Source organism: Exiguobacterium sp. RIT452, assembly GCF_003598705.1.
GTDB classification, from domain to species: Bacteria; Bacillota; Bacilli; order Exiguobacteriales; family Exiguobacteriaceae; genus Exiguobacterium_A; species Exiguobacterium_A undae.
This window is the reverse complement of record NZ_QXJB01000002.1, coordinates 648,951-675,323: the sequence shown is the minus strand read 5'-3', so window position 1 is coordinate 675,323 and position 26,373 is coordinate 648,951. Positions and strand designations below refer to the sequence as shown.

The window sequence follows — 26,373 nt, the reverse complement described above, 5'->3', positions numbered from 1 at the left end:
CCCGCCCGAGAAAAGCGGGTGGACATACGTCTGTTTTAAAACTTATGATTTTGTGGTTCTTCAGCACTCAATCCATTTACCGCGTCCGAAAAGCAAACAAACAAGAAAACGCATGGGCTTGATCAAGCAACCGGTGTCCGGTCATGACGGCCCCTTCTTTTTGAATGACGGCTTCGTTGAGCAACGTCCAGCCGAGTTCATCTGCCAGTTGGACGAGTTCCCACGGCATCATCGTATTGCCCATCGGTGCGTCTTCTCCGTGCAGGCGACGGTATGATAACGCTCGTGGTGCCGCCGTTGGTCCAAGCAGACTGATGACGACGAATGGGGAAACGCGGCTGATCTCTTTAAGTACCGTAACGGGACGCGTCGACCATTCGAGTGAGTTGACGGCAAGGACGACGTCAAACGTATCATCCGAAAACGGTAACGCTTCACCGGTTCCGACGACGAAGTCGAGTGCTGGTGATTTAGCACGGGCGATCCGGATCATCTCTTCCGACAAATCCAGTCCTGTGACCTGAAACGCGTCCGCGAGCAACCGGCAAGCCGCACCGTCGCCGCATCCCAAGTCGAGTAAGTTGCCGGATGTGATGACGGACTTCAGGAACGGAATGATCGTTTTCCGGCTGCCTGTCGTCCACATCATCTCCGATCGTTCCGCCCAATCCGTCGCTTTTTGATCCCATAATTGTTCCGTCGGTTTCATCAGAATTCCCCCTTTGCCTTCAGTCTAACAGGAAAATTTGACCAATAGCTGATTTTTTATTGCTACTGAATGATAATTCATTTATGATGAAGAGGTAGAAGGAAGCAGTGGAAAAACGGACGGCTTCTTTTTTTGTCAGAATAATGAATGGTTGTTCATTCAATTACGAATCAGGGGGTCTATCATGGCGAGTCAAATCGGTCAGCCGACCACAGTACACACGACGAAACATATTCAATTCGCCGTCATTATCGGTTCAGGGGTCATGGGTGCAGGGATTGCCGCACACCTCGCGAACGCGGGAATCCGGACATTGATGCTTGATATCGTACCAAAAGAATTAACCGCGCAGGAGACGAAACAAGGATTGACGCTGGATGATGCAGCAGTTCGATCACGGATTGCCCGCGACAACCGGCAGAAGTTGCTCAAACAAAATCCGGCACCACTGGCTTCGAAACAATTACTCGATTTAATTGAAGTCGGAAACCTCGAAGACGACTTGGGACGCCTCAAAGAAGCGGACTGGGTGATTGAAGTCATCGTTGAACGGCTTGACGTCAAACAACAGTTGTTTGCGACAATCGAACCGTTCTTACGCGAAGATGCAATCGTCAGTTCCAACACGTCAGGGATTTCCATCGAAGCGATGCGTCAAGGACGTTCGGATTCGTTTAACGCCCGGTTCCTCGGGACCCATTTCTTTAATCCGCCGCGTTACTTGAAGTTACTCGAACTGATTCCGACAAGTGACACGGATCCGGAAGTCGTCCGGTTCATGAAACAGTTTGCGGAAGAACGTCTCGGTAAAGGGGTCGTCATCGCAAAAGATACACCAAACTTCATCGGCAACCGGATCGGGACATACGGTCTGCTCGTCACACTGGATGAGATGAAGAAGGGCGGCTATTCGATCGGGGAGGTCGATTCCGTCACCGGACCAGTACTCGGTCGTCCAAGCTCAGCGACGTTCCGGACGCTTGATGTCGTCGGGATCGACACATTCGTTCACGTTGCGAACAACGTCTACGATTTGTTACCGGACGGAGCAGAAAAAGACACGTTCGCTGTGCCGGCAGAAATGAAACGGTTGGTCGACGAAGGATCACTCGGAGCAAAGTCGGGACAAGGTTTCTATAAAAAAGTCGGCAAACAGATCCTGGAACTTGATCTTGCCACTTTTGAATACGTCGAAAAGAAAGCGCTTACTGAACCGTCGATCGGTCAAGCAAAAGCTCTTCCGGGCGCCAAAAATAAACTGAAAGCCGTAGTTTTTGCGAAGGACCGTGTCGGTGCCTTATTGTGGCCGATCCATGCGAAGACGTTACTGTACTCGGCTCAACTGACACACGAAATCGCGGATGACATCAAAGCGATTGACGAAGCGATGAAATGGGGCTTCGGTTGGAAAATGGGACCGTTCGAGACATGGGATGCGCTCGGCGTCGAGAAGACGGTTGCGAAGATGAAGCAGGACGGCTACGACGTACCGGCTTGGGTCGACGAGATGCTCGCGTCAGGCGTAACCAGCTTCTACAACGAAGACGGTCAGTTTTATGATGCGCAGACACAAACGTATGTCGGCAGTGCCGTCAATCCGAAAGAAATCCGCTTACGCGACGTCCGCAAATCAAACGGCGTCCTGCTTGAAAACAACGGTGCCCGTCTGCTTGATCTCGGAGACGACGTGGCAGTCCTTGAATTCACGTCGAAGAGTAACGCAATCGGCGTCGACATCATGCAGATGATCGAACAGTCGATTGATCTCGTTGAAAAAAATCACCGGGGTCTTGTCATCGCCAACGACGGCAAAAACTTCTGTGTCGGGGCGAACCTGGCGATGATGTTGATGGAAGCAGAGGATGAAAACTGGTTCGAACTCGACTGGATCATCAACAAGTTCCAGCAGTCGATTCAAAAAATCCGTTACGCATCGCGTCCGATCGTCGTTGCACCGCAAGGGATGACACTCGGCGGCGGAACGGAAATTTCACTTCCGGCAGCCCGATTGCAGGCCGGTCTTGAAACGTATATGGGACTCGTCGAAGTCGGTGTCGGTCTGATTCCGGGAGGCGGCGGGAACGTCAACACGTATCGTCGTCTGCTTGAGAATACACCGGACGGACTCGTCAACATCGAAAAAGCCGCGCAGAAGACGTTTGAGAACGTCGCGATGGCGAAGGTCTCGAAATCAGCCTTTGAAGCACGGGAACTCGGGTATGTCCGGACCGTCGATCACATTTCGATGAACCGGGATCACCTGACGCATGATGCGAAACAACTGGTGCTTGAGCTCGACCGGACCGGTTACACGGCTCCAGCCCGTTCCCGGATTCCAGTCGTCGGTCGTGCCGGGAAAGCGACGCTTGAACTCGCAACCCGCGAGATGTTCTACGGCGGCTATATCTCGGAACATGATTTAAAAATCGCAAGTAAACTCGCACATGTCATTGCCGGTGGGAATGTCTCGTTCGGCACACAGGTCGATGAGCAGTACATGCTCGATATCGAACGGGAAGCCTTCTTGAGCTTGATCGGTGAGATGAAAACACAACAACGGATGCAGCATATGCTTGTCAAAGGCAAGCCGCTCCGTAACTGATGACTGGGGGGATTCAAATGAAGGAAGCAGTAATCGTCGCTGGTGCACGGACACCAGTCGGCAAAGCCAAAAAAGGATCGTTTAAGTCGATGCGTTCTGATGAACTCGCAGGAATCGCCATCAAGGAAACATTGAAACGCGCGAACTACACCGGAGCAATCGATGACGTCATTCTCGGTTGTGCCTTGCCGGAAGCCGAACAAGGGATGAACATCGCCCGGTATGCATCGGTCCTCGGAGGACTGTCGCATGAAGTGCCGGCCATCACGATCAACCGGTATTGCTCGTCCGGTCTCCAATCGATTGCCGATGCCGCGATGAAAATCATGACCGGACAAGCGACAGCTGTCATCGCCGGCGGACTCGAATCGATGAGCCAAATCCCGATGCCGGGACACGTCGTCCGCCCGAATCCATCAATCGTCGAAACGGCACCGGAATATTATATGAGCATGGGACATACGGCAGAACAAGTCGCTGCGACCTATCAGGTCTCACGCGAAGATCAAGATGCCTTTGCCCTGAAAAGCCATCAAAAAGCAGCCGCTGCGATTGCGTCCGGCAAATTCGTCGACGAAATCGTCCCGGTGACGGTGACGGAACAGTACGTCAACGATGAGTTGAAGATTGAAGAAAAGACGTGGGTCGTCGAACACGACGAAGGTGTCCGCGCCGATTCATCACCGGAAGGTCTCGCCAAGCTTCGTCCGGCATTCCGCCTCGGCGGCAGTGTTACAGCGGGGAACTCGTCACAGACATCAGACGGTGCAGCTGCCGTCTTGATCATGGAACGGGAAGAAGCAGAACGCCAAGGACTGCCGATTCTCGGGAAGTTCAAATCGTTTGCCGTCGGCGGTGTCCGTCCGGAAGTCATGGGAATCGGACCGGTCGTCGCGATTCCAAAGGCACTTGAACTCGCCGGCATCACGCTCGAAGACGTCGGATTGATTGAATTAAACGAAGCCTTCGCGTCCCAATCGCTCGGTGTCATCCGGGAACTCAGTCTGAACGAAGATATCGTCAACGTCAACGGCGGCGCGATTGCACTCGGTCATCCGCTTGGTTGTACGGGAACGAAACTGACGTTGACACTGTTGCATGAAATGAAACGACGGAACGTCCAATACGGCGTCGTCTCGATGTGTATTGGCGGCGGCATGGGTGCTGCCGGTGTATTCGAACTAGTTGAAGGAGGAACAGGACAATGAGCCAAACAACAAACGAATTGATTAAAGGTGGAAGTTTTGTACTGGATGAGTTGCAAGCGGATCGTCTCTTTACACCGGAAGATTTTTCGGAAGAACACAAAATGGTTGGTGACATGACGGCGAAGTTCGTCGAAGACCGTGTCGTTCCAGTCCTCGACCGGATCGAAAAACATGAGTTCGAATTGTCGGTCGGTCTCCTGCGCGAAGCAGGCGAGCTCGGCTTGCTCGGTGCTGATGTCCCGGAAGCATACGGCGGCTATCAGATGGATAAAATTTCGTCTTCGATCATCACGGAGAAGTTTGCCCGCGGTCGCTCGTTTGCCCTCAGTTATGGTGCTCACGTCGGGATCGGTTCGTTGCCAATCGTCTTCTTCGGGAACGAAGAGCAAAAACAAAAATATCTCCCGAAACTGTCGTCTGGTGAATGGATTGCGTCTTACGCGTTGACAGAACCGGGCTCAGGCTCGGATGCCCTCGGTGCGAAGACAACGGCAGTCTTGAATGAAGCCGGAACGCACTATATCTTGAACGGGGAAAAACAATGGATCACGAATGCCGGCTTCGCCAGTCTGTTCGTCGTCTATGCAAAAATCGACGGTGATAAATTCACGGCGTTCCTCGTCGAAGGCGAGTACCCGGGTGTCTCAACCGGACTCGAAGAACAAAAGATGGGGATCAAAGGATCGTCAACACGGACGCTGATTTTACAAGATGCGGAAGTACCGGTCGAAAACGTCCTTGGTGAAATCGGGCGCGGACACGTCATCGCTTTTAACATCTTGAACGTCGGTCGTTATAAATTAGCGGTCGGTGCGGTCGGTTCATCAAAACGTGCGATCGATCTTGCGGTCCAGTATGCGAACGAACGCAAACAATTCAAAACACCAATCAGCTCATTCCCGTTGATTCAGGAAAAGCTGGCGACGATGTCGGCGCAGACTTATGCGATGGAAAGTTCGGTCTACCGGACAGGCGGATTGTTCCAGGACAGTCTCGATCAGTTGTCGGAAGAAGAAAGCAAAGACGGCAAGAAAATCGCCGATGCGATTGCCGAATACGCGATTGAATGCTCAATGAACAAAGTTTTTGCTTCGGAAACATTTGATTATGTCATCGATGAAGCGGTCCAGATTCACGGTGGTTACGGCTTCATGGCCGAATACGAAGTCGAGAACATGTACCGTGATTCACGGATCAACCGAATCTTCGAAGGAACAAACGAAATCAACCGTCTGCTCGTACCGGGCACGTTGCTGAAAAAAGCAATGAAAGGCGACCTACCGCTTCTCGCAGAAGCGCAACGTCTGCAACAGGAAGTCATGAGCTTCATGCCGACGGAAGTCGGATCGGAACCTCTCGACCGTGAACGTCATCTGCTCGCGATGATGAAAAAGATCTTCCTGCTGACTGCCGGAACGGCCGTTCAGAAGTATCAGGACAAGCTCCAAGGCGAGCAGGAAATCCTCGCGAACACGGCGGACATCATGAGTGCAATCTATGCGCTGGAGTCGGCGATTGTCCGGACGGAAAAAGCGATTGCTGCCAAGGGTGTCGAAAAGAACGAACTGAAAATCCGTTATACGGAAGTCTTTGCACAACAAGCCTTTGAAGGCGTGGAGCGGGACGCGAAGGAAACGTTATACGCGGCAGCGAGCGGCGATGAGTTACGGATGCTGCTATCGGCACTGAAAAAGTTCAGCCGGTATCAGCCGATCAACTCGATCGGCACAAAACGTCAGATTGCGAAACGTTTGATCGAAGCGAATAAATATACTGTCTAAGTCAGGTTTACCGATTCGCCTTTGCAGGGAAAATCTCTGTAAGGGCGAATTTTTTGATATTGAAGGAGGGAGCAGGCATGCGACAAGACGTAACAGAACTTCAATTTGCCGTCGATTACTATAAATCGTTGGAGCGGCTTTCGGATGAAGAATGGCGGTTGCCGCTCGCAATCGATAAATGGACGGTCCAGGAATGTGTCAGTCATCTGTTTTTATGGGATCGATATTACCTCGATCATGCGGTGTCGAAATTACCGGATGAACCGTTGACGCTTGTTGAAACCGACTACGATGAGTTCAATCGTCTGGCGGTCGAATATGCCCATCACATCGATGCACTCGCCTTGTTGAGAAAAGCGATTGCCGTGCGGCAGGAATTGATCGCGCAGCTCGATCGGTTGACGGACGAGCAATATGAGCGGACGTATGAAGGCACATTCCAGCCGAAATCGTTTGTTGCCTCCTTCATTGCACACGATCACCATCATCAAGATCAAATCGATGCAGCGCTTGCCCGCTTGAAACGGGGCTGACCAATCTGCTAGTCTGAAGACAGAGGTGAGGAAAAGATGGTAACTATGTATGGCTATCCGAAATGCAGTACGTGTGTCAAAGCAAAAAAGGCACTTGAGGCAAATGGCGTCGAGGTCGATTACAAACACATCGTCGAGGAGACACCAAGTGCCGAGACGATTCAGGAACTTCATCAAAAGAGCGGCGAGCCGTTGAAGAAGTTTTTCAACACGAGTGGTCAATCGTACCGTTCGCAAGGCATCAAGGACCGCCTGCCGAATCTGTCGGAACAGGAGCAATATGAACTGCTCGCAAGTGACGGCATGTTGCTCAAACGACCGATCGTCACAGACGGGCAAGACGTGACAATCGGGTTCAAAGAAGAACTCTATCAAGGAAAATGGTATTAAGAAGGCTAGTTCATTTGGTATACTGAATGCGTTAGTCCACTATCGAACACAGGGGGAATCGCAAATGAGTCAAGTCAAAGACAATCTACGTTATTCGGAAGAGCATGAATGGGTCGAAGTAACAGGAAACAAAGCACGAATCGGAATCACGGATTTCGCGCAACATGAACTTGGCGATATCGTCTTCGTCGAACTGCCGGAAGTCGGAGATACGATTTCGGCAAACGAGCCGTTTGGTTCAGTCGAATCCGTTAAAACGGTATCCGAATTGTACGCACCGATTTCAGGGAAAGTCGTTGCCATCAATGAATCACTGTCCGATTCCCCGGAACTCGTCAACGAATCACCATTCGAAGGTGCTTGGATGGTCGATATCGAGATCGCAGACGAAGCACAAGTCGAAGCATTGATGGACGCTGCTGCTTACAAATCGATGATCAACGAGTAATACTTAACGAAAAGATGACAAGGAAACGATTTCGTTTCCTTGTCGTCTTTTTTTCTGTATACTGGCACAAGATAAGAAAGAGGAAGGGAGAACGGGATTAATGAAGGAAGTCACAGCAGCACCAGAAAACGGTTTTTTGTATGTCTATGCACCGATGTGTGGGACGTGTGCCATCGCAAGTCGGATGCTTGAGATCGTCGAAGCGACAAAAGACGGGGAATGGATTCAACAAGCGAACGGAAACTTCATTCCGGAGTTTTTGGAACAAGCCCAAGTCATGAGTGTTCCCGCCTTGTTAAAAATCGAGGATAACCAAGTCGTATCAAGGCTTTATGCGTTTCAGTCGGTTCAGAACGTCTTTGCATTTTGTGCGGAATAAGGAGAGGAATCAAAAAAAGATTTCTCTTTACGCTAAATTGTCGGAATATTTACAATAATCCGTTGACAATGACAAATTATGAATGGTATATTCATATCAACTTCTAGAAATACTTTATAGGAAGTCTGGCAGAGATGTAAATCGGCTGTTTCTTTTCATGACAGAACCGTTCAACAAAATCCTAGGTTGTTTGTTTGTCTCCCCTTAAGTCGTCCCCCAAAGACGAAGCGGCCCAAAAAGACAATCCTGGATTGGAGCAGGTAATCTGAATGCGAGGACAGTTTGGTTTATATGTCGAAAGGGCGCCGTCCTCTGGTACGACGAACGAAGAAGTTCGTGTCAGAGCTGGGTTTTCCTTCGTAGTGTTTCTAACCACATTATTCGTGTTGCCGGTTCACCGGCAGCGCCTTTTTTTTGTTTTCGAAAGATTTTCGAGCAGTCACCTTGCCAAGCTGAATTCTCCCTGCTACAATGCGATTAAGGTAAATTACTTTAATTCATATCCGATTAGTCGGAATTAAAAAGAGATACGGAGGACGAACAGGCATGACAGTACGTTTTATGGATGTATTTACAGAGTGGGCGTCAACATACGACGACACGGTTACGGGGCACGATCCGGAGTACAAAGAAGTCTTTCGTCGTTATGAAGAAATATTAGATACAGTGGCAACAAAAGCGATCTCACCGGTCGTCGAGTTCGGGGCTGGAACAGGGAACCTGACCCAACGGTTGCTCGATCGGCATCAAGACGTTTTGGCGGTGGAACCGAGCCCGGAGATGCGGGAAATTCTCATCGATAAGATTCCAACGTTACCTGTACAGGACGGACACTTCCTGTCCTTTACGGCAGACCACGCGAAAAGTTTTGTTTCGACCTATGCGTTTCATCATCTGACGGATGAGGAAAAGGGAGAAGCAGTTGATTTGATGGCGCAGATTTTGCCGCAAGACGGAAAAATCGTCTACGCCGACACGATGTTCGTATCGGAAGAAGCGCGTCTGCAGACGATCGCTGAAGCGAAAGCACAAGGGTTCAACGGTTTGGCAGAAGACTTGGAACGTGAGTTTTATCCACTGATCCCGGTCATGGAACAAATTTTTGCGTCACGTGGATTTGACGTGACATTCACACAATACAATCACTTCGTCTGGCTCGTAGAAGCCGAGAAAATGGGGGAATAAATCATGACAATCAAAAAAATGAACGTAGAAAGCTTTAACTTGGACCATACGAAAGTCAAAGCACCATATATTCGCGTTGCCGGTTACAAAGACGGAAAAGTCGACCAAGTCGTTAAATATGACATTCGTTTCACACAACCAAACGTCGAGCAAATGCCGATGCGTGCGATGCACACACTGGAACATTTACTGGCAGAAAACATCCGCAACTATTCGGATGATGTCATCGATGTCTCGCCAATGGGTTGCCAAACAGGTTTCTACATGGCGATGATGAACTTCGATTCTGTCGAAAAAATGAGTGAACTCGTTGAGAAGACATTAAAAGACGTCTTAGCAGCAGAAGAAATTCCAGCGCAAAACGAAGTCCAATGTGGATTTGCGAGCGCACACGACCTTAAAGGAGCGAAGCACTATGCCGAGAAAATGCTTGCCGGTCGTGATGAATGGGACATCGTCTTCGGATGATCGCGAAGTCAGTCCGGGACCTCGTCGGAAATACGCCGCTTTACGAGATTACTTCATTCGATTTGCCTGCTGGTACGCGGATTTTGGCGAAGCTCGAATGGATGAACCCTGGGGGCAGCGTCAAAGACCGCCTGGGCATTCAACTCGTTGATGCAGCTATCGAACAAGGATATGTGACACGAGGCGGAACGATCATCGAACCGACTGCCGGCAACACCGGCATCGGTTTGGCGCTCGCCGCTAAAAAATATGACTTACAAGTCATCTGTGTCGTTCCTGAAAAATTCAGTCAGGAGAAACAGACGTTGATGCGGGCACTCGGCGCGACTGTCGTCAACACACCGACTGAACTCGATATGCAAGGCGCGATTGATAAAGCAAAAGAACTGGGACAAACGATTCCGAACAGCTATGTCCCGCTTCAATTCGAAAACGAAGAAAATCCGGTCACGTATCAGCGGACACTTGGTCCTGAGCTGATGGCGGAACTCGATCACATCGATTGGTTCGTCGCCGGATGCGGGTCAGGCGGAACGTTTGCAGGAACCGCTGCTTACTTGAAAGAGCGGCTTGGAACAAAAGGCGCGATCGTCGAACCGGAAGGATCCGTCCTCAACGGGGGACCAGCCGGACCGCATAAGACGGAAGGCATCGGTACGGCTAAATGGCCGAGCCTTGTTTCCCGCGATCTGGTCGATGAGATTCATACGATTTCGGACCACGACGCGTTTACGAAAGTTCATGAATTAGCGGCACGTGAAGGTCTGCTCGTCGGCAGTTCAGCCGGCGCGGCACTCGCGGCAGCACTTGATATTGCAGAACGTTTTCCCGGCAGTACCATCGTCACCGTCTTCGCCGACAGTGCCGAACGGTATTTGAGCCAACAAATCTTTGAAAAGGTGGACGAGACACATGCGTAAAAAGACAGCATTGATTCATGGAGGAACAGGCGTCGATCGAGCAACTGGTGCCGTTACACTTCCGATTTATCAAACGAGTACGTACAAACAAGAGAAAATCGGTCAATTAAAAGAAGGCTACGAATACTCGCGGACAGCCAATCCGACACGGACAAGCATCGAACGATTGATCGCGGACCTCGAAGGCGGCGCACGCGGTTTTGCCTTCGGATCAGGAATGGCTGCGATTCATGCTGTCTTTAACCTGCTTGAGTCAGGTGATCATATCGTCATGACCGATGATGTCTACGGCGGAACGTTCCGTTTGATGCAACGTGTCTTGCCGAAGTTCAACATCCAAGTGACGTTCGTCGATACGACGGATCTTGCCGCGACGGAAGCTGCGGTTCAAGACAATACGAAGATGCTGTACGTCGAAACACCGACAAACCCATTATTGAAAGTCACGGATATCGCGGCTGTCGCTGACATCGCGAAACGTAATAACTTAAAACTCGTCGTCGACAACACGTTTGCGACACCATACTTGCAACAACCACTTGCACTCGGCGCAGACATCGTCTTGCACAGTGCCACAAAATACATCGGCGGACATTCAGACGTCGTTGCCGGACTCGTCGTCGTCAACAGCGATGCACTTGGTGAAGACCTTCACTTCATTCAAAACTCGACAGGCGGTATTCTTGGACCGCAGGACAGCTTCCTGCTCGTCCGTGGTTTACGGACACTTGGTATCCGGATGGATGCAATCGAAGAAACGTCACACGATCTCGTTCAGTTCTTACAGGAACAAGATGTCGTCTCGAACATCTTCTATCCGGGACTTCCAACACATCCGGGTCATGCGACACAACAAAAACAGGCGACTGGTTTTGGCGGCATGATCAGCTTTGATGTCGGATCAGCGGAAAACGCGGAGAAACTCGTCGAAGCGACACACTTCTTCACGCTGGCTGAGAGTCTTGGAGCTGTTGAAAGCTTGATTTCTGTTCCGGCACGCATGACACATGCCTCGATTCCGGCAGAACGTCGCGCTGAGCTCGGCATCACGGATGGTCTTGTCCGGATTTCGGTTGGACTTGAGGACGCAGAAGACTTGAAAGAAGATTTAGCACGTGCTTTCAGCCTGCTTCAACCGGTTTCAGAAAAAACTGTTTGACAAGCAAAATAACCCCTGCTAATATTCAGATTATATTAAAAATAACTAAATACCGAATACTCTTATCGAGAGTGGTGGAGGGACTGGCCCGATGAAACCCGGCAACCGCGGAATTTATTCCGAAGTGGTGCTAATTCCAGCAGACGAATGTCTGCAAGATGAGAGCAAATGGTTTTGTGTACTGAAAAAGTGCGCGCGTTTGCTCTAAAACGTGCGCACTTTTTTTACGTTTAGGAGGGACAGTATTGATTCGCTTACAGGATGTAGGAAAGATTTATCGCTCGAAGCGCGGATCGGTTGAAGCCGTCGTCAATGTCGACTTAACAATCGAGCGCGGTGAAATTTTTGGAATAATCGGTTATTCGGGAGCAGGGAAGTCCACCTTGATCCGATTATTGAATATGTTAGAAGCTCCGACGAGTGGTTCGATTCAAATCGACGGAGTCGAAATGACGACGTTACGTCCAAAAGAATTACGCGGTGTTCGCAAAAACGTCTCGATGGTCTTCCAGCACTTTAACCTGCTGTGGTCACGGACGGTCGAAGAAAACATCATGTTCCCGCTCGAACTCGGTGGTTATCCGAAAGCACGCCGTAAAGAACGGGTCGCCGAGCTGATTCAACTCGTTGGACTCGACGGACGTGAAGGGGCTTACCCGTCCCAACTGTCGGGTGGGCAAAAACAACGGGTCGGGATTGCCCGGGCACTGGCGTCTAACCCGGACGTCTTATTATGTGACGAAGCGACAAGCGCGCTGGATCCGAAAACGACGGACTCGATTTTAGAGTTGCTCGTCGACATCAACAAAAAACTGAAACTGACCATCGTCTTGATCACACATGAGATGCACGTCATTCAAAAAATCTGTAACCGGGTCGCCGTCATGGAAGCCGGGAAAATCGTCGAACAAGGACCGGTCGCCGAAGTCTTCCGTCATCCGAAACAAGCGATGACAAAAGAGTTCGTGAAACAGTTAACGTCTTCATCAGAAAACGAATTGACGTTTGCGAAATTAAGGGAACGGTATCCGACCGGGAAAATCGTTCAGTTGACGTTTGTCGGTTCAACTGCCGAAAGCCCGATTCTTGCCGAAGTCATGAAAGATTCGACCTTATTATTTAATATCATTGGCGGGAACGTCGGACAGACGCAAGACGGTGCCCTTGGGACACTGTTCATTCAGTTGATCGGTGCCGAACATGAAACACAAGCGGTCATCGCCAAACTTCAAGCGAGTGACGTTGAAGTGGAGGTGGATCATCGATGAGTACATTTTTCAGTGAATTGGATTGGGAAATGGTCTGGGAAGCGACCGGCAGTACGGTTTATATGACGGCTGTTTCAGGGCTCGCGACGTTTATCCTCGGACTGGTCATCGGTCTCTTGTTATACGCGACAAACGAAGAACTGTTGTTTAAAAACCGAGCGCTGTATTCCGTACTCAGCTTTTTAGTCAATGTCTTCCGCTCGATTCCGTTCATTATCCTGTTGATTTTATTGATTCCAGTCACGTTAATCATCGTCGGATCATTTTTAGGACCGACCGCTGCGTTACCGGCGTTAATTCTGGGTGCGGCACCGTTTTACGGCCGGATGGTCGAACTCGCTCTTCGTGAAGTCGATAAAGGGGTCATTGAAGCAGCCGAATCGATGGGCGCAACGAAATTCCAAATCATCTATAAAGTCTTGATTCCGGAAGCTCTTCCGGCAATCGTTTCAGGTATTACCGTAACACTCGTCGCACTCGTCGGTTACACGGCAATGGCCGGAGTAGTCGGTGGTGGTGGACTGGGAGACATGGCCTTCATCGAAGGATTCCAACGTTCCCAAAATGACGTCATCGTCATTGCGACACTATTGATTCTCGTCATCGTCTTTATTATTCAGATTATTGGTGATTTGCTCGTCAAGGCAATCGATAAACGATAATACTAACTTTAATTCATTGGAGGAATCATTCATGAAACTTTGGAAAAAATTTGTCGGCACAGCAGCAGTATCGGTCTTAGCAGTCAGCCTTGCAGCATGTGGAGAAGAATCTTCATCAGGCAGCGGCAGCGGCGATTCAAAAACATTGGTCATCGGAGCATCAAACGTTCCCCATGCTGAAATCCTCGAGCACGTTCAAAAAGAATATGAAGCAAAAGGCTACAAACTCGAAATCAAAAAGTTCCAGGATTACGTTCTTCCGAACAAAGCACTCGCTGAAGAAGAACTGGACGCAAACTATTTCCAACACGTGCCGTACCTTGAGCAACAAGAAAAAGAAAACAAAGACTATAAATTTGAAAGTGCCGGCGGTGTTCACGTTGAACCACTCGGTGTCTATTCTAAAAAATACAAGTCACTTGATGAATTGCCAAAAGGCGCAACGATCTTGACGAGCTCAAACGTCGCAGAACGTGGACGTGTATTGACGTTCCTTCAAAACGAAGGACTGATCAAACTAAAAGACGGTAAAACAACGGATGCGCAACTCGAAGACATCGCCGAGAACCCAAAAAACATCAAGTTCAAAACGAACATCGAAGCGTCACTCTTACCGCAAGCCTACAAAAACAATGAAGGCGATGCTGTCTTGATCAACACGAACTACGCGATCGACAACGGGTTGAACCCGCTTGAAGATTCAATCGCGCTTGAAGACGAGTCTTCACCATACGTCAACATCATCGTTACACGTGAAGGCGACGAGAAAGACAAACGCGTCACGACTCTCTTAGACATTCTCCACAAAAAAGAAACACAAGATTGGATCACGAAAGAATACAAAGGTGCTGTCGTTCCGGTCAGCAAATAATCTGCTCGATTAATGCATTCTTCCTATATAATGGAAGGATGCATTATTTTTTTGTTTAAAGGGGGGATCTGCATGCAACGTTTAAAACAGCTTCATCCATTGACGATCGGGGTTTTGCTCGGGACGTTTTTCGCGCGGCTCGGGACATTCATCACGATGCCGTTTTTTGCGATTTACTTATCCGTCGTCTTAAAGTTCAGCCCGGTTGATGTCGGTTGGATTCTCAGTATCTCGGCCATCGCGAGTCTCGTCATGAGCTTCATTGGCGGAACGTTATCCGACCGGTATGGCCGGCGGACGATGATGCTGAGCGGAACCTTTGGATTTGTCCTCGTCTTCATCGGACTGGCACAAGTCGAGACGTTTTGGGCATTTTTTGCCTTAAGTGCCCTGAACGGGGTGTTCCGGTCCGTCTTCGAACCGTCAGCGAGGGCATTGATCAGTGATACGACGGAGGAAGAAAACCGGTTGTTCGTCTTTAATATCCGTTATACGTGCATCAACATCGCAGCCGCGATCGGACCGGGGATTGCGTTGTTGCTCAGTGCCGGAAATACGGCGATTACCTTCTATATTACAGCGTTCGTTTATCTCGGCTACGGCGTCGCCATCTTCATCCTGTTCAAGCGGCATCCGATCACGGAAAGTCACGGCGGGAAAAAGGTGTCGTTCGGCGCAACGGTCCGTCTGCTGAAGACCGACGTCGCCTTTACGTTCGCGCTCGCCGGCATCATCTTCGGCGTCTTCGGATACAGTCAGTTCAACTCGACGTTGCCGCAGTTTTTGACGACGACGACCTTATTGTCGGGCGGGACGAGTTTGTTTGCCTTATTGATTACGATTAACGCGATCACCGTGCTCGTCGTCCAGTATCCAATCATGAAGTTCGGCGTCAAGACGTCACCGCTCGTGTCGATCACGGTCGGCATTGCGACCGTCGCCGTCGGTTTGTTCGTCATGGCGAATGCCGGAACCGTCTGGTTAATGATCGGCGCGATGTTCATCTTCACGTGCGGGGAAGTGATGATGTTCACGATGACGGACATCTTGACGGACAGTTTTGCGAAACCGGAATTACGGGGGAGTTATTTCGGTGCGATGGGCTTGACGTCAATCGGACAATCGGTCGGACCGGTCGTCGGCGGTCAATTGTTACTTTATTTTGGCGCAGATCGACCACTGCCGATATTTGGTGCCTTAGCGCTCTTGACTTTACTCGGCATCCCACTGCTCCTACTGTCACAGCGGGTTCATCGCCAGTCGAAACCGGAAGAAGAGAAGGAAGTCGTCTCACTTTAAAGTCATTCTCAACAAAGACGCTCGTTTTGAGAAAAAACCATGAGCGATGACGCTTGAATAATGTGGTATGATTCATTAAGATTAGAATGATACTAAATTAGTAACTCTCGTGAACTGAATCGTCAGACACGAAATGAATAGATGGAGGGATTCTACATGAAGGCTTCACACTTGAAGATTGAAGATCTACACGTCGCAATCGACGGCAAAGAAATCTTGAAAGGCGTCAACTTAGAAATCAAAGGCGGCGAAATCCACGCGGTCATGGGACCAAACGGGACTGGTAAATCAACACTCGCATCAGCATTGATGGGTCACCCGACTTACGAAGTAACGTCTGGTTCAGTCACACTCGACGGCGAAGACGTCCTCGAGATGGAAGTCAACGAACGCGCACAAGCAGGTATGTTCCTCGCGATGCAATACCCAAGCGAAATCAGTGGTGTCACGAACTCGGACTTCTTGCGTTCAGCAATCAACTCACGCCGCGAAGAAGGCGATGAAATCTCACTCATGAAATTCATCCGTCAACTCGACGCACAAATGGGTCTTCTCGAAATGCCGGGCGAAATGGCACACCGTTACCTTAACGAAGGTTTCTCAGGCGGAGAGAAGAAACGGAATGAAATCCTCCAAATGACGATGTTGAAACCAGCCATCGCCATCCTTGACGAAATCGATTCAGGTCTTGATATCGATGCGCTTAAAGTCGTCGCAAAAGGTGTCAACGAAATGCGTTCACCTGAATTCGGCTGCTTGATCATCACGCACTATCAACGCCTCTTGAACTATATCGAGCCAGATTTCATCCACATCATGATGGGCGGAAAAATCGTCATGTCAGGTGGAAAAGAACTGGCACACCGTTTAGAAGCAGAAGGTTATGACTGGGTTAAAAAAGAACTCGGCATCGAAGAAGTCGAAATCGAAACAAAAGCGTAAGACGAGGGAGGAAGCATGATGACTGTAGAACTGAATCTTGCAGTAAATCGCGAGGCAGTGGCAGAACGTGCGACTCGCTTAGGGGAACCCGCTTGGATGATCTCTAAGCGTCAAGACGCACTGGATCTTGCCCCAACGCTCGCATTGCCAAAAGTAGAAAAAATCAAAATCGGTGGCTGGAACTTCACAGAGGGAACAGCAGATCTTGAGACAGTAACAGGTCTGACACCGGATATCGAAACATTGATCGGTGAAAACCGTGACCATATGCTGATCACGCGGAACGGACAACTCGTTCACGCGCAAAACAGCGAAGCGGCGAACGGTGTCATCTTCACGACACTCGAAGACGCAATGAAACATCACCCGGAACTGATCGAGAAATACTTCATGACAGAAGGCGTCAACGTCAATGAAGACCGTCTCGCAGCACTCAACGCGGCACTCATGAACGGCGGTACGTTCCTTTATGTACCAAAAGGCTTGAAGTTGACGGTTCCGATGCAAGCGATCTATACACTGGAGCAAGCAGGCGGTGCACTTTACCATCACGCAATCATCGTTGCGGATGCGGACAGCGAACTGACGTATATCGAAAACTTCGTCTCTTACGGTGAAGAAGCACACAACGTCAACGTCGTCACGGAAGTGTTCGTCGAAGACAACGCCAAAGTCCTCTTCGGTGGCGTCGACACGCTCAGCAAAGGTGCTGTCACATATATGAACCGTCGCGGTGTCGTCAAACAAGGCGCGAAGCTCGAATGGGCACTCGGTCACATGAATGACGGAAACACGATCACAGAAACGAAAACACACCTCGTCGGTAACGATTCGTTCTCTGACACGAAAGCCGTAACGGTTGGTCGTGGCGATCAAAAACAAAACTTCAACGTCCGGACAGACCATTTTGGTAAAGGTTCGGAAGGTTTCATCTTGATTCACGGTGTTCAAAAAGATTCGGCAACATCAATCTTCAACGGAACATCCATGATTCACCATGGCGCTTCAAAATCAAACGGTGTGCAGACGGAACGTGTGCTCATGTTGTCTGAAAAGGCACGTGGTGACGCGAACCCGATCCTCTTGATTGATGAAGATGATGTCATGGCAGGACACGCGGCATCTGTCGGCCGTGTCGACGAACTTCAACTCTACTACTTGATGAGCCGCGGTTTATCACGTAAAGAAGCAGAACGTCTTGTCGTTCATGGTTTCTTACAACCGGTCGTTTCAGAACTCGCGATTGACTCTGTCAAAGAACGTCTCGTTCAAGTGATCGAAGGGAAAGTAAACTAATATGGGAATCGATGCATCCATCCGCAATCAGTTTCCGATTCTTGACCAACAGGTTAATGACCGGAAACTCGTCTATTTAGATAGTGCGGCTTCTTCACAAAAGCCGCTCGTCGTCATTGAGGCGATTGACAACTACTACAAGACGGTTCATTCGAATGTGCACCGTGGCGTCCATACGCTCGGAACACGAGCGACGGATGCGTACGAAGGTGCGCGTGAGAACGTACGTCGTTTCATCAAGGCGCAACACCATGAAGAGATTATCTTTACCCGCGGGACGACAACGGCGATCAATATCGTCGCGTCGAGTTACGGAATGGAGCATGTCGAAGAAGGGGACGAGATTGTCGTCACGTACCTGGAGCACCATGCGAACTTGATTCCGTGGCAACAAGTCGCGAAAAAGAAAAAAGCGAAACTGAAATATGTCGATTTGACAGCGGACGGTCGTGTGACGATCGAAGCGGTCAAAGCACAAATTTCCGATCGGACGAAGGTCGTCGCGATGGCGCATGTCTCGAACGTCCTCGGGACGATCAACCCGATCAAAGAAGTGACACAACTGGCGCACGCAGTCGGGGCCGTCATGGTCGTCGACGCAGCGCAAAGTGCACCGCACCAACAAATCGATGTCACGGATCTTGATTGTGATTTCCTGGCGTTTTCGGCACATAAGATGTGCGGACCAACCGGGATCGGCGTCCTATACGGCAAAAAAGCATTACTCAATGCGATGGAGCCGGTCGAATTCGGAGGCGAGATGATTGACTACGTCGGGCTTGAAGAGTCGACGTTTAAACCATCACCGTACCGGTTCGAAGCGGGAACACCGATCATCGCAGGAGCTGTCGGCTTGTCGGCAGCAATCGATTTCCTGGAACAAATCGGACTCAGTAACATCGAAGCCCACGAACGTGAGCTTGCTCAGTACGCGATGGCACAAATGCGTGACATCGAAGGACTGACGATTTACGGTCCGGAAGAACGGGTGGGTCTCGTCACCTTTAATCTCGGGGATGTCCACGCACACGATGTCGCGACCGTACTCGATATGCAAGGCATCGCCGTACGCGCCGGTCATCATTGTGCCCAACCACTGATGCGTTGGCTCGGAGCCAGTTCAACAGCACGAGCGAGCTTTTACCTGTATAATACGAAGGAAGAAGTAGACGCTCTGGTGACAGGACTTCACCAAACGAAGGAGTATTTCAGTCATGGATTTTAACAATCTCGATCACTTGTACCGTCAAGTGATCATGGACCACTATAAAACGCCCCGCAATCGTGGTGCGATTGACGGTGGTGTGACGATTGATATGAACAACCCGACTTGTGGCGACACAATCCGTCTGCAACTCGCGATCGAAGACGACATCGTCAAAGATGCGAAGTTCGACGGCGAAGGATGTTCGATCAGCATGGCGTCTGCGTCGATGATGACACAGGCCGTCAAAGGAAAAACAGTCGAAGAAGCATTACAACTCGCCCATGTCTTTTCTGAGATGGTTCAAGGAAAAGATTACGACGATGAGAAATTTGATCTGGGAGACGCGGAAGCACTGTCTGGTGTGACGAAATTCCCGGCACGAATCAAATGTGCGACACTTGCCTGGAAGGCGCTCGAACGCGGCGTCGAAGAAGGGAAGTAAACTTCGGTCAGTAAGTAAGAGGAGGAAACGAACATGGCTAAGAACATGCCTGAAATTGGCGATTATAAATATGGTTTCCACGATCGCGATATCTCGATCTTCCGTTCTGGACGTGGCTTGACGACAGAAGTCGTCGAGACAATCTCGAAAATGAAGGAAGAACCGCAATGGATGCTTGATTTCCGTCTGAAATCACTCAAGATTTTCAACGAACAAGCAATGCCAGCATGGGGCGGCGATTTATCAGATCTTCGTTTTGATGACATCACGTATTACGTTAAGCCATCAGAACGTGCTGAAAAATCATGGGATGAAGTACCGGAAGAAATCAAACGTACGTTTGACAAACTCGGAATCCCGGAAGCTGAGCAAAAATACCTCGCGGGTGTTTCGGCACAGTATGAATCAGAAGTCGTGTATCACAACATGAAGAGTGAACTGGAAGATCAAGGAATCGTCTTCAAAGATACAGATACAGCGCTCAAAGAAAACGAAGATTTATTCCGTGAGTACTTCGGTAAATTGATTCCGCCGACAGATAACAAGTTCGCTGCCCTCAACACAGCGGTCTGGTCGGGTGGATCGTTCATCTACGTACCAAAAGGCATCAAGATGGATACGCCGCTTCAAGCCTATTTCCGGATCAACTCGGAAAACATGGGTCAATTCGAGCGGACGTTGATCATCGTTGACGAAGAAGCATCGGTTCATTACGTCGAAGGATGTACGGCACCGGTCTACACGACGAACTCGCTTCACTCAGCAGTCGTTGAGATCTTCATCAACAAAAACGCGTACTGCCGTTACACGACGATCCAAAACTGGGCGAACAACGTCTACAACCTCGTTACGAAACGTGCGATCTGTGAAGCCGGCGCGACGATGGAATGGGTCGATGGTAACATCGGTTCGAAATTGACGATGAAATACCCGGCCGTCATCCTTAAAGGTGAAGGTTCACGTGGTATGACATTATCAATCGCCATCGCGGGTAAAGGTCAACACCAAGATGCGGGCGCGAAGATGATTCACCTTGCACCGAACACGTCTTCAACGATCGTCTCGAAGTCGATTTCAAAACACGGTGGGAAAGTCACGTACCGTGGGATCGTCCACTTTGGTCGTAAAGCGACAGGCGCACGTTCGAACATCGAATGTGACACGCTGATCATGGACAACCAATCGACATCAGATACGATTCCGTACAACGAAATTCTCAACGACAACATTTCGCTTGAACACGAAGCGAAGGTGTCGAAGGTCTCAGAAGAGCAATTGTTCTACCTGATGAGCCGCGGGATTTCACAAGAAGAAGCAACGGAAATGATCGTCATGGGCTTCATCGAGCCGTTCACAAAAGAATTGCCGATGGAATATGCGGTCGAAATGAACCGTCTCATCAAGTTCGAGATGGAAGGTTCAATCGGATAATTTTTCAACTCTCTCATCAACAGATGAGGGAGTTTTTTTTCGGGAACAGCTAAAAACGGGTAAAGGAGTAAAAAGGAGGGAGTCATCATGCGTGATATCGTCTATTCTTTTCAAGTCTCGCTCGACGGGTACATCGAGGATGCGTCGGGCAGCATCGCGTTTGCGTCACCGGACGCTGAGTTGCATCAGTATTTTAACGACTACGAAACAGAATTTGATACCCATGTCTATGGACGTCGTCTGTACGAGATGATGCAGTACTGGGAGACCGCGGATCAAACGGAAACGGATCCCATCATCGTAGCCTATGCGAAGACATGGCAAGCGCTTGAGAAAATCGTATTCTCGGAAACGATGACAGCAGTCGAGGGCAATGCCCGACTGGCGACAAGACCACTGGCGGAGGAACTGGCCGCATTGAAGCAGGCATCCGGAAAGCAGATCGCGCTCGGCGGAGCGACTCTTGCGGCAGAAGCCGTCCGCTTGGACTTGATCGACCGCTACCATGTCGTTATCTATCCGGTCTTACTCGGCGGTGGCAAGCGGATGTTTCCATTGTTTGAGCATTCCTTGTCCTTACAGCTCGTGGAGCAGCAAACCTTTGCTTCCGGATGTATCGCCTTGACGTATGAGCGAATCCGGTCTACTTGACGGATCTCTTCAAGAATCTTTCGATCGTCGGAAGATTCTTTTATTTTTCTAATTTCGCGATTAGCATATATTTTCATAGAAGTTATATTATAATTGGATTTGGAAAAAATATAGAGAGAACGTAAGGTGTGGAAAAATGAAATATTATCAAGAAATACCGGTCATCCGTTCGATTGCGGCGATTCTTGTCGTATCGGTTCATGTCATCGCCGGATTATATTACGTCGGTGGCGAATTTACGAATACATCGATTGGGTACATCAATCAGCTGGCACGAATCGGAACGCCGATTTTTGCCATCATTAGTGCCTTTTTGCTGATGTCGATGGTGTTACGAAAAGGATTTGACCTACGGCAGTTTATTCAGTCCCGTTTCTCAAAAATTTTCGTTCCTTACTTAATTTGGAGTTCGGTTTATCTGTTGTATAAGTATCATGTCGAAAACAGCCTGAATCCTGATCTTTCGATTTCGTCGTATTTCTTATACGGCAATGCACATTATCACCTGTACTTCATTTTGACGGTTCTCCAGTTTTATCTGGTCTTTCCGCTGCTGGCCCGCTTCAAGAAAAACAGCGGTTTGTTCGTTGCGCTCGGCGCATCGATGATCATCAATTACCTTTGGTTGACGTTTGGCAATGTCACGACGGATGTGGAATGGATCAACCGTTTCGTTAATGGACGGTCCTTCCTGTTGAACTGGATTGCATACTTCATGATGGGCATTACATATGCCGTATATTATCAAGAGTTTCAAGATCTCTTAAAACGCTACCGGACGAGCTTGTTGCTTGTGAGTGGTGTCATCCTGCTCGACTTGTGGATCAGTATTGATTTGGCACGTCTCTATACCTCGACGAATATCTCGAACTTGATCTATATTCCGTTCGTCATTGTCGTGTTGAACTACATCTTCCGGCGTGTTCGTTCGGATGCAACGGCGATGAAGCTGTTTCAAGCGATTGGAACACATTCGATGGGCATTTATCTTGTCCATCCGTTAGTCATCCGTCTGATTCGACGGTCCGAATGGTTTGAGTATTTCCAATCCGGAAGCATGTTCGTCTTGACGATGATTATGATTCTGTCGATTTCGATGGGCATCTCGTATGCGATCAGTCTGTTGCCGTTCGGAAATTACATCATTCCTGTTCCGAAACGGAGAACAAGTCCCCGACAACCGGTTGACGTCCAGCAAGTCGCTTCATGATCTGAAATGAGTCAAACAGGCAGTCCATCCCCCTGATTTTTGCAGGAGTGGGAAGGATCTGCTTGTTTTTTATATGAAGCACCTGCGTCTTTTCGAAGACGAGCTTTGAAGAAGAAATTCCCGATTCCGCTATGCTATGATAAAAAATATGCAACGCACACAGATGAGGAGGGGGAAGGATGATTTATGTCGGCGTGACCGGTTGGGGCGATCACGACAGCCTCTATCCGACACCACAAGACCGGAAAGAGAAGCTCGCTGCCTACGCGGGCCATTTTCCGGCAGTCGAGGTCGATTCAACGTACTATGCGATTCAACCGGAACGGAACTACCAAAAATGGGTCGCGGAAACTCCGGATGCCTTCCGGTTCATCGTCAAGGTCCACCGGGCGATGAGTGGTCATGACCGGGAAAACAAGGATCCGCTTGGTCCAATCTTTGAACAATACCTGGCGTCGATTGAACCGATGCGGCAGAGTGGAAAGATTGCAGCGATCCTCGTCCAACTCCCGCCCTGGTTTGATGTCAGTAAAGTCCATCTCGAGTATCTTCGGACGATCCGGAAGTCGCTGGCCGGTCTTCCTGTCGCAATCGAGTTTCGGAATCCGTCCTGGTATTCGGAAGCGTACCAAGAGCGGACGCTGCGTTTTTTGGCGGAGCATCAGTTCATCCATACAATCTGTGACGAACCGCAGACGGAAGACGGATCGGTGCCGTTTGTCCCCGTCGTGACACAGGAGACGGCATTTGTCCGGCTGCACGGCCGTAACGTCAACGGATGGCTCAAGAAGCCCGGTCAAAGCAGTGAGGACTGGCGGAAGGTCCGTTGCCTGTACCGTTACTCGGAAGAAGAACTGCAAGGTTTGGCGACACATATCCGTTCACTTGCCGAACAGGCAAAAGACGTGTATGTTTTCTTTAACAACAACTCAGCAGGAGACGCCGTACCAAACGCCAAACGGTTGATCGAGATTTTAGGTCTTGATTATGAATCGCTTGCGCCCCGGCAAATTTCCCTGTTTTAACACCTAGAGGAGGCTTGAGCGTGAAGTTACACGTCATTCATTATAACGATCTGCATTCACACTTTGATATGTGGCCTCGCTATATGTCGTTCATGAAAGAACACCGGACGTACGATTCCCTCGTCTTCGATTTAGGAGATCATGCGGACCGGGTCGCACCGGCGACGGAAGCGACGCAAGGTAAAATCAATACGCATCTATTAAATGAACTGTCCCCGACGGCCGTCACGATCGGAAACAATGAAGGCATTACGTTTCCGCATGATTGGTTGGCGGACTTATATACGGACGCGACGTTCCCGGTCCTCGTCTCAAACTTGACGGCACCGTTCGCGAAAGCCGGGATGATTCAAAACTTACCGACGGGAAAAGTCGGGATTTTTGGGCTGACGGCTCCCTATTACGAGCTGTACGCCTTGCTCGGATGGACGATTGAAGATCCGTTAGAGGCGGCAGCACGTGAAATCGAAGCTTTACGGGATCAAGTCGACGTCTTGATCTGTTTAAGTCATCTCGGATTTTATCAGGATGAAGAACTGGCGGAACGGTTCCCGGAGCTTGATTTGATCATCGGAGCGCATACGCACCACGTCCTCGATGACGGGGTCGTCAAAAACGGGGTGTTGATTGCCCAGGCTGGAAAGTACGGTCAGTATGCAGGGGAAATCTACTTAAACACGGATACAGGCGAAAAAGAGGCTGTCCTGCATCCGCTTGAAGCTTATCCGGCAGACGAGGCGACATCGGTCTTACTCGATAAAGAACAGTATTTAGCCGAACGTCAGATGAAACAACCGATTGGCCGGACATCAGGTCTGGCGAATGACTGGTTCAATCCGTCCCCGTTTACCCAACTGCTCGCGGATACGATGCGCGATTGGTGTCAGGCGGACCTCGCTTGTGTGCCGGCCGGCATGTTGCTGGGCTCATTATCCCCGGGGCCGGTCTCCGCGTTTGATTTGCACCGGCTTTGTCCACACCCGATCAATCCGTGTAAGGTGACGATGACCGGTGTGGAATTAAAAGCGTTCATCGCGGAAGTCGACAGTGAACGTTTTGAACAGTTGAAAGTGCGTGGTCTCGGTTTCCGTGGTAAATTAATGGGCAAGATGCATTATGCTGGAAATCATCAACAAATCGACAATACGAAAACCTATACTGTCGTCCTGCCCGATATGTTTACATTTGGTCCTTTATTTCCGGAAATTAAAGAAATGCCGAAAGAATATTTCATGCCGGAATTATTACGGGATTTGTTGTTCAATCGCTTATCGGAGAAGTCAGAATTTGGTGAATTACCCGTCCGCAAACACTGAATATTTGTTATACTGTAACAGAAATCAGGTCAGTTTTTTTACGGATAAAGGGGGAAACCGATTCATGGGACGCGGAGAGATACAACGTAAACCAGAGTGGTTGAAAATCAAGTTGAACACGAATGAGACATACACAGAACTCAAAAGTATGATGCGCGAGAAAAAGCTCCACACGGTATGTGAGGAAGCCAAATGTCCGAACATTCATGAATGTTGGGCCGTGCGCCGGACAGCGACGTTCATGATTCTTGGAAGCATCTGTACACGGGCTTGTCGTTTTTGTGCCGTCACGACGGGGCGACCAAACGAACTCGACTTGGAAGAACCAAAACGAGTGGCGGAATCCGTTCGTCTGATGAATCTGAAACATGCGGTCATTACAGCGGTTGCCCGTGATGATTTAAATGACTTCGGGGCCGGTGTCTATGCGGAGACGGTGCGTGAAGTGCGTCGTATGAATCCGGAGACATCGATTGAAGTCTTACCGTCCGACATGGGTGGGAACTTCGACGCGTTACAGACGCTGATCGAAGCCAAGCCGGACATCATGAACCACAATATCGAGACGGTGCGCCGTCTGACACCAACGGTCCGGGCGAAAGCAACGTACGACCGGACACTTGAATTCCTGCGTCGTTCCAAAGAACTCGCACCGGAAATTCCGACGAAATCGAGTCTGATGCTCGGACTCGGGGAGACGTGGGACGAAATCTTACAGACGATGGACGACCTGCGTGCGAACGACGTCGACATCATGACGATTGGTCAGTATCTCCAGCCGACGAAAAAGCACTTGGACGTCATCAAGTACTATACGCCACAAGAATTTGCTGAATTAAAACAGATTGCGCTCGGAAAAGGCTTCTCGCATTGTGAGGCCGGTCCGCTTGTCCGTTCGTCGTACCATGCTGACGAACAAGTCAACGCGGCGAAAAAAAATAAAGCGGCTCTGCCGATTGATTGATGATCAA

The 26,373-nt window shown here is 49.6% G+C and carries 26 protein-coding genes and 1 riboswitch; of the genes, 25 read left to right on the top strand and 1 reads right to left on the bottom strand.

Annotated elements, in window-relative coordinates; all coding sequences use genetic code 11:
• Positions 1–76: 76 nt before the first annotated feature.
• Positions 77–709, bottom strand: coding sequence for a class I SAM-dependent methyltransferase (locus D3D03_RS08865; RefSeq protein WP_119923360.1), 633 nt, complete (start codon positions 707–709; stop codon positions 77–79).
• A gap of 184 nt (positions 710–893) precedes the next feature.
• On the opposite strand from D3D03_RS08865, the gene D3D03_RS08860 reads away from it, so the two are divergent.
• From D3D03_RS08860 to lipA, 25 genes are all read left to right on the top strand, one after another.
• Complete coding sequence (locus D3D03_RS08860; protein ID WP_119923359.1) at positions 894–3,311, top strand: 3-hydroxyacyl-CoA dehydrogenase/enoyl-CoA hydratase family protein; 2,418 nt, start codon at positions 894–896, stop codon at positions 3,309–3,311.
• A gap of 17 nt (positions 3,312–3,328) precedes the next feature.
• A complete protein-coding gene (locus D3D03_RS08855) occupies positions 3,329–4,519 on the top strand; it encodes an acetyl-CoA C-acetyltransferase (protein WP_119923358.1) in 1,191 nt (396 codons plus the stop codon).
• A complete protein-coding gene (locus D3D03_RS08850) occupies positions 4,516–6,300 on the top strand; it encodes an acyl-CoA dehydrogenase family protein (RefSeq protein ID WP_119923357.1) in 1,785 nt (594 codons plus the stop codon). Before D3D03_RS08855 ends, D3D03_RS08850 begins: the two co-directional genes overlap by 4 nt.
• Positions 6,301–6,377: 77 nt before the next feature.
• Positions 6,378–6,833, top strand: coding sequence for a DinB family protein (locus D3D03_RS08845; RefSeq protein WP_028105800.1), 456 nt, complete (start codon positions 6,378–6,380; stop codon positions 6,831–6,833).
• 36 nt (positions 6,834–6,869) lie between these two features.
• The gene (locus D3D03_RS08840) at positions 6,870–7,223 is read left to right on the top strand and encodes an arsenate reductase family protein (protein WP_119923356.1); all 354 of its coding nucleotides are present in this window, start codon (positions 6,870–6,872) and stop codon (positions 7,221–7,223) included.
• Between the two features lie 64 nt (positions 7,224–7,287).
• On the top strand, positions 7,288–7,671 hold the full coding sequence (gcvH, locus tag D3D03_RS08835; protein WP_012371215.1) for a glycine cleavage system protein GcvH: 384 nt from the start codon (positions 7,288–7,290) through the stop codon (positions 7,669–7,671).
• Positions 7,672–7,771: 100 nt separating this feature from the next.
• Positions 7,772–8,050, top strand: a complete 279-nt coding sequence (locus D3D03_RS08830) for a thioredoxin family protein (protein ID WP_119923355.1) — start codon at positions 7,772–7,774, stop codon at positions 8,048–8,050.
• 546 nt (positions 8,051–8,596) lie between these two features.
• Positions 8,597–9,235 carry a class I SAM-dependent methyltransferase gene (locus tag D3D03_RS08825; RefSeq protein WP_012371212.1) on the top strand — a complete coding sequence of 213 codons (639 nt, stop codon included), beginning with the start codon at positions 8,597–8,599 and terminating at the stop codon, positions 9,233–9,235.
• Between the two features lie 3 nt (positions 9,236–9,238).
• On the top strand, positions 9,239–9,703 hold the full coding sequence (locus D3D03_RS08820) for an S-ribosylhomocysteine lyase (RefSeq protein ID WP_012371211.1): 465 nt from the start codon (positions 9,239–9,241) through the stop codon (positions 9,701–9,703).
• Entirely contained in the window at positions 9,700–10,623 is a 924-nt protein-coding gene (locus D3D03_RS08815) for a PLP-dependent cysteine synthase family protein (protein ID WP_026832218.1), read from the top strand. Before D3D03_RS08820 ends, D3D03_RS08815 begins: the two co-directional genes overlap by 4 nt.
• Complete coding sequence (locus D3D03_RS08810; protein ID WP_119923354.1) at positions 10,616–11,782, top strand: bifunctional cystathionine gamma-lyase/homocysteine desulfhydrase; 1,167 nt, start codon at positions 10,616–10,618, stop codon at positions 11,780–11,782. Before D3D03_RS08815 ends, D3D03_RS08810 begins: the two co-directional genes overlap by 8 nt.
• Positions 11,783–11,841: 59 nt before the next feature.
• Positions 11,842–11,947: riboswitch (SAM riboswitch) on the top strand.
• An 80-nt stretch (positions 11,948–12,027) separates the two neighbouring features.
• Positions 12,028–13,050, top strand: a complete 1,023-nt coding sequence (locus D3D03_RS08805; RefSeq protein WP_026832220.1) for a methionine ABC transporter ATP-binding protein — start codon at positions 12,028–12,030, stop codon at positions 13,048–13,050.
• Positions 13,047–13,712 (top strand): methionine ABC transporter permease, encoded by a 666-nt coding sequence (locus D3D03_RS08800; RefSeq protein ID WP_028105806.1) that lies wholly within the window; start codon positions 13,047–13,049, stop codon positions 13,710–13,712. Before D3D03_RS08805 ends, D3D03_RS08800 begins: the two co-directional genes overlap by 4 nt.
• Before the next feature lie 31 nt (positions 13,713–13,743).
• Entirely contained in the window at positions 13,744–14,583 is an 840-nt protein-coding gene (locus D3D03_RS08795; RefSeq protein WP_119923353.1) for a MetQ/NlpA family ABC transporter substrate-binding protein, read from the top strand.
• A gap of 72 nt (positions 14,584–14,655) precedes the next feature.
• Positions 14,656–15,882 carry an MDR family MFS transporter gene (locus D3D03_RS08790; RefSeq protein WP_119923352.1) on the top strand — a complete coding sequence of 409 codons (1,227 nt, stop codon included), beginning with the start codon at positions 14,656–14,658 and terminating at the stop codon, positions 15,880–15,882.
• 156 nt (positions 15,883–16,038) lie between these two features.
• Positions 16,039–16,824: a Fe-S cluster assembly ATPase SufC gene (sufC, locus tag D3D03_RS08785; RefSeq protein WP_012371204.1), complete on the top strand. Its 786-nt coding sequence runs from the start codon at positions 16,039–16,041 to the stop codon at positions 16,822–16,824.
• An 18-nt stretch (positions 16,825–16,842) separates the two neighbouring features.
• Positions 16,843–18,120 carry a Fe-S cluster assembly protein SufD gene (gene sufD / locus D3D03_RS08780; protein ID WP_026832224.1) on the top strand — a complete coding sequence of 426 codons (1,278 nt, stop codon included), beginning with the start codon at positions 16,843–16,845 and terminating at the stop codon, positions 18,118–18,120.
• A 1-nt stretch (position 18,121) separates the two neighbouring features.
• The gene (locus D3D03_RS08775) at positions 18,122–19,345 is read left to right on the top strand and encodes a cysteine desulfurase (protein WP_119923351.1); all 1,224 of its coding nucleotides are present in this window, start codon (positions 18,122–18,124) and stop codon (positions 19,343–19,345) included.
• Entirely contained in the window at positions 19,335–19,769 is a 435-nt protein-coding gene (sufU, locus tag D3D03_RS08770) for a Fe-S cluster assembly sulfur transfer protein SufU (RefSeq protein ID WP_028105808.1), read from the top strand. Before D3D03_RS08775 ends, sufU begins: the two co-directional genes overlap by 11 nt.
• 33 nt (positions 19,770–19,802) lie before the next feature.
• On the top strand, positions 19,803–21,200 hold the full coding sequence (sufB, locus tag D3D03_RS08765; RefSeq protein ID WP_026832227.1) for a Fe-S cluster assembly protein SufB: 1,398 nt from the start codon (positions 19,803–19,805) through the stop codon (positions 21,198–21,200).
• Positions 21,201–21,287: 87 nt separating this feature from the next.
• Complete coding sequence (locus D3D03_RS08760) at positions 21,288–21,851, top strand: dihydrofolate reductase family protein (protein WP_119923350.1); 564 nt, start codon at positions 21,288–21,290, stop codon at positions 21,849–21,851.
• Positions 21,852–21,987: 136 nt separating this feature from the next.
• The gene (locus D3D03_RS08755) at positions 21,988–23,061 is read left to right on the top strand and encodes an acyltransferase (protein WP_119923349.1); all 1,074 of its coding nucleotides are present in this window, start codon (positions 21,988–21,990) and stop codon (positions 23,059–23,061) included.
• A gap of 179 nt (positions 23,062–23,240) precedes the next feature.
• Positions 23,241–24,086 carry a DUF72 domain-containing protein gene (locus tag D3D03_RS08750; RefSeq protein ID WP_026832230.1) on the top strand — a complete coding sequence of 282 codons (846 nt, stop codon included), beginning with the start codon at positions 23,241–23,243 and terminating at the stop codon, positions 24,084–24,086.
• Between the two features lie 20 nt (positions 24,087–24,106).
• Positions 24,107–25,402, top strand: coding sequence for a bifunctional metallophosphatase/5'-nucleotidase (locus D3D03_RS08745; protein WP_051523888.1), 1,296 nt, complete (start codon positions 24,107–24,109; stop codon positions 25,400–25,402).
• Positions 25,377–26,366 carry a lipoyl synthase gene (lipA, locus tag D3D03_RS08740; protein ID WP_255415520.1) on the top strand — a complete coding sequence of 330 codons (990 nt, stop codon included), beginning with the start codon at positions 25,377–25,379 and terminating at the stop codon, positions 26,364–26,366. Before D3D03_RS08745 ends, lipA begins: the two co-directional genes overlap by 26 nt.
• The last annotated feature ends 7 nt before the right edge of the window (positions 26,367–26,373 follow it).

Excerpts from the sequence above, each read along its gene's own strand:
- D3D03_RS08865 (WP_119923360.1), bottom strand. The coding sequence starts at position 709 with ATGAAACCGACGGAACAATTATGGGATCAAAAAGCGACGGATTGGGCG.
- D3D03_RS08860 (WP_119923359.1), top strand. The coding sequence starts at position 894 with ATGGCGAGTCAAATCGGTCAGCCGACCACAGTACACACGACGAAACAT.
- D3D03_RS08855 (WP_119923358.1), top strand. The coding sequence starts at position 3,329 with ATGAAGGAAGCAGTAATCGTCGCTGGTGCACGGACACCAGTCGGCAAA.
- D3D03_RS08850 (WP_119923357.1), top strand. The coding sequence starts at position 4,516 with ATGAGCCAAACAACAAACGAATTGATTAAAGGTGGAAGTTTTGTACTG.
- D3D03_RS08845 (WP_028105800.1), top strand. The coding sequence starts at position 6,378 with ATGCGACAAGACGTAACAGAACTTCAATTTGCCGTCGATTACTATAAA.
- D3D03_RS08840 (WP_119923356.1), top strand. The coding sequence starts at position 6,870 with ATGGTAACTATGTATGGCTATCCGAAATGCAGTACGTGTGTCAAAGCA.
- gcvH (WP_012371215.1), top strand. The coding sequence starts at position 7,288 with ATGAGTCAAGTCAAAGACAATCTACGTTATTCGGAAGAGCATGAATGG.
- D3D03_RS08830 (WP_119923355.1), top strand. The coding sequence starts at position 7,772 with ATGAAGGAAGTCACAGCAGCACCAGAAAACGGTTTTTTGTATGTCTAT.
- D3D03_RS08825 (WP_012371212.1), top strand. The coding sequence starts at position 8,597 with ATGACAGTACGTTTTATGGATGTATTTACAGAGTGGGCGTCAACATAC.
- D3D03_RS08820 (WP_012371211.1), top strand. The coding sequence starts at position 9,239 with ATGACAATCAAAAAAATGAACGTAGAAAGCTTTAACTTGGACCATACG.
- D3D03_RS08815 (WP_026832218.1), top strand. The coding sequence starts at position 9,700 with ATGATCGCGAAGTCAGTCCGGGACCTCGTCGGAAATACGCCGCTTTAC.
- D3D03_RS08810 (WP_119923354.1), top strand. The coding sequence starts at position 10,616 with ATGCGTAAAAAGACAGCATTGATTCATGGAGGAACAGGCGTCGATCGA.
- D3D03_RS08800 (WP_028105806.1), top strand. The coding sequence starts at position 13,047 with ATGAGTACATTTTTCAGTGAATTGGATTGGGAAATGGTCTGGGAAGCG.
- D3D03_RS08795 (WP_119923353.1), top strand. The coding sequence starts at position 13,744 with ATGAAACTTTGGAAAAAATTTGTCGGCACAGCAGCAGTATCGGTCTTA.
- D3D03_RS08790 (WP_119923352.1), top strand. The coding sequence starts at position 14,656 with ATGCAACGTTTAAAACAGCTTCATCCATTGACGATCGGGGTTTTGCTC.
- sufC (WP_012371204.1), top strand. The coding sequence starts at position 16,039 with ATGAAGGCTTCACACTTGAAGATTGAAGATCTACACGTCGCAATCGAC.
- sufD (WP_026832224.1), top strand. The coding sequence starts at position 16,843 with ATGACTGTAGAACTGAATCTTGCAGTAAATCGCGAGGCAGTGGCAGAA.
- D3D03_RS08775 (WP_119923351.1), top strand. The coding sequence starts at position 18,122 with ATGGGAATCGATGCATCCATCCGCAATCAGTTTCCGATTCTTGACCAA.
- sufU (WP_028105808.1), top strand. The coding sequence starts at position 19,335 with ATGGATTTTAACAATCTCGATCACTTGTACCGTCAAGTGATCATGGAC.
- sufB (WP_026832227.1), top strand. The coding sequence starts at position 19,803 with ATGGCTAAGAACATGCCTGAAATTGGCGATTATAAATATGGTTTCCAC.
- D3D03_RS08760 (WP_119923350.1), top strand. The coding sequence starts at position 21,288 with ATGCGTGATATCGTCTATTCTTTTCAAGTCTCGCTCGACGGGTACATC.
- D3D03_RS08755 (WP_119923349.1), top strand. The coding sequence starts at position 21,988 with ATGAAATATTATCAAGAAATACCGGTCATCCGTTCGATTGCGGCGATT.
- D3D03_RS08750 (WP_026832230.1), top strand. The coding sequence starts at position 23,241 with ATGATTTATGTCGGCGTGACCGGTTGGGGCGATCACGACAGCCTCTAT.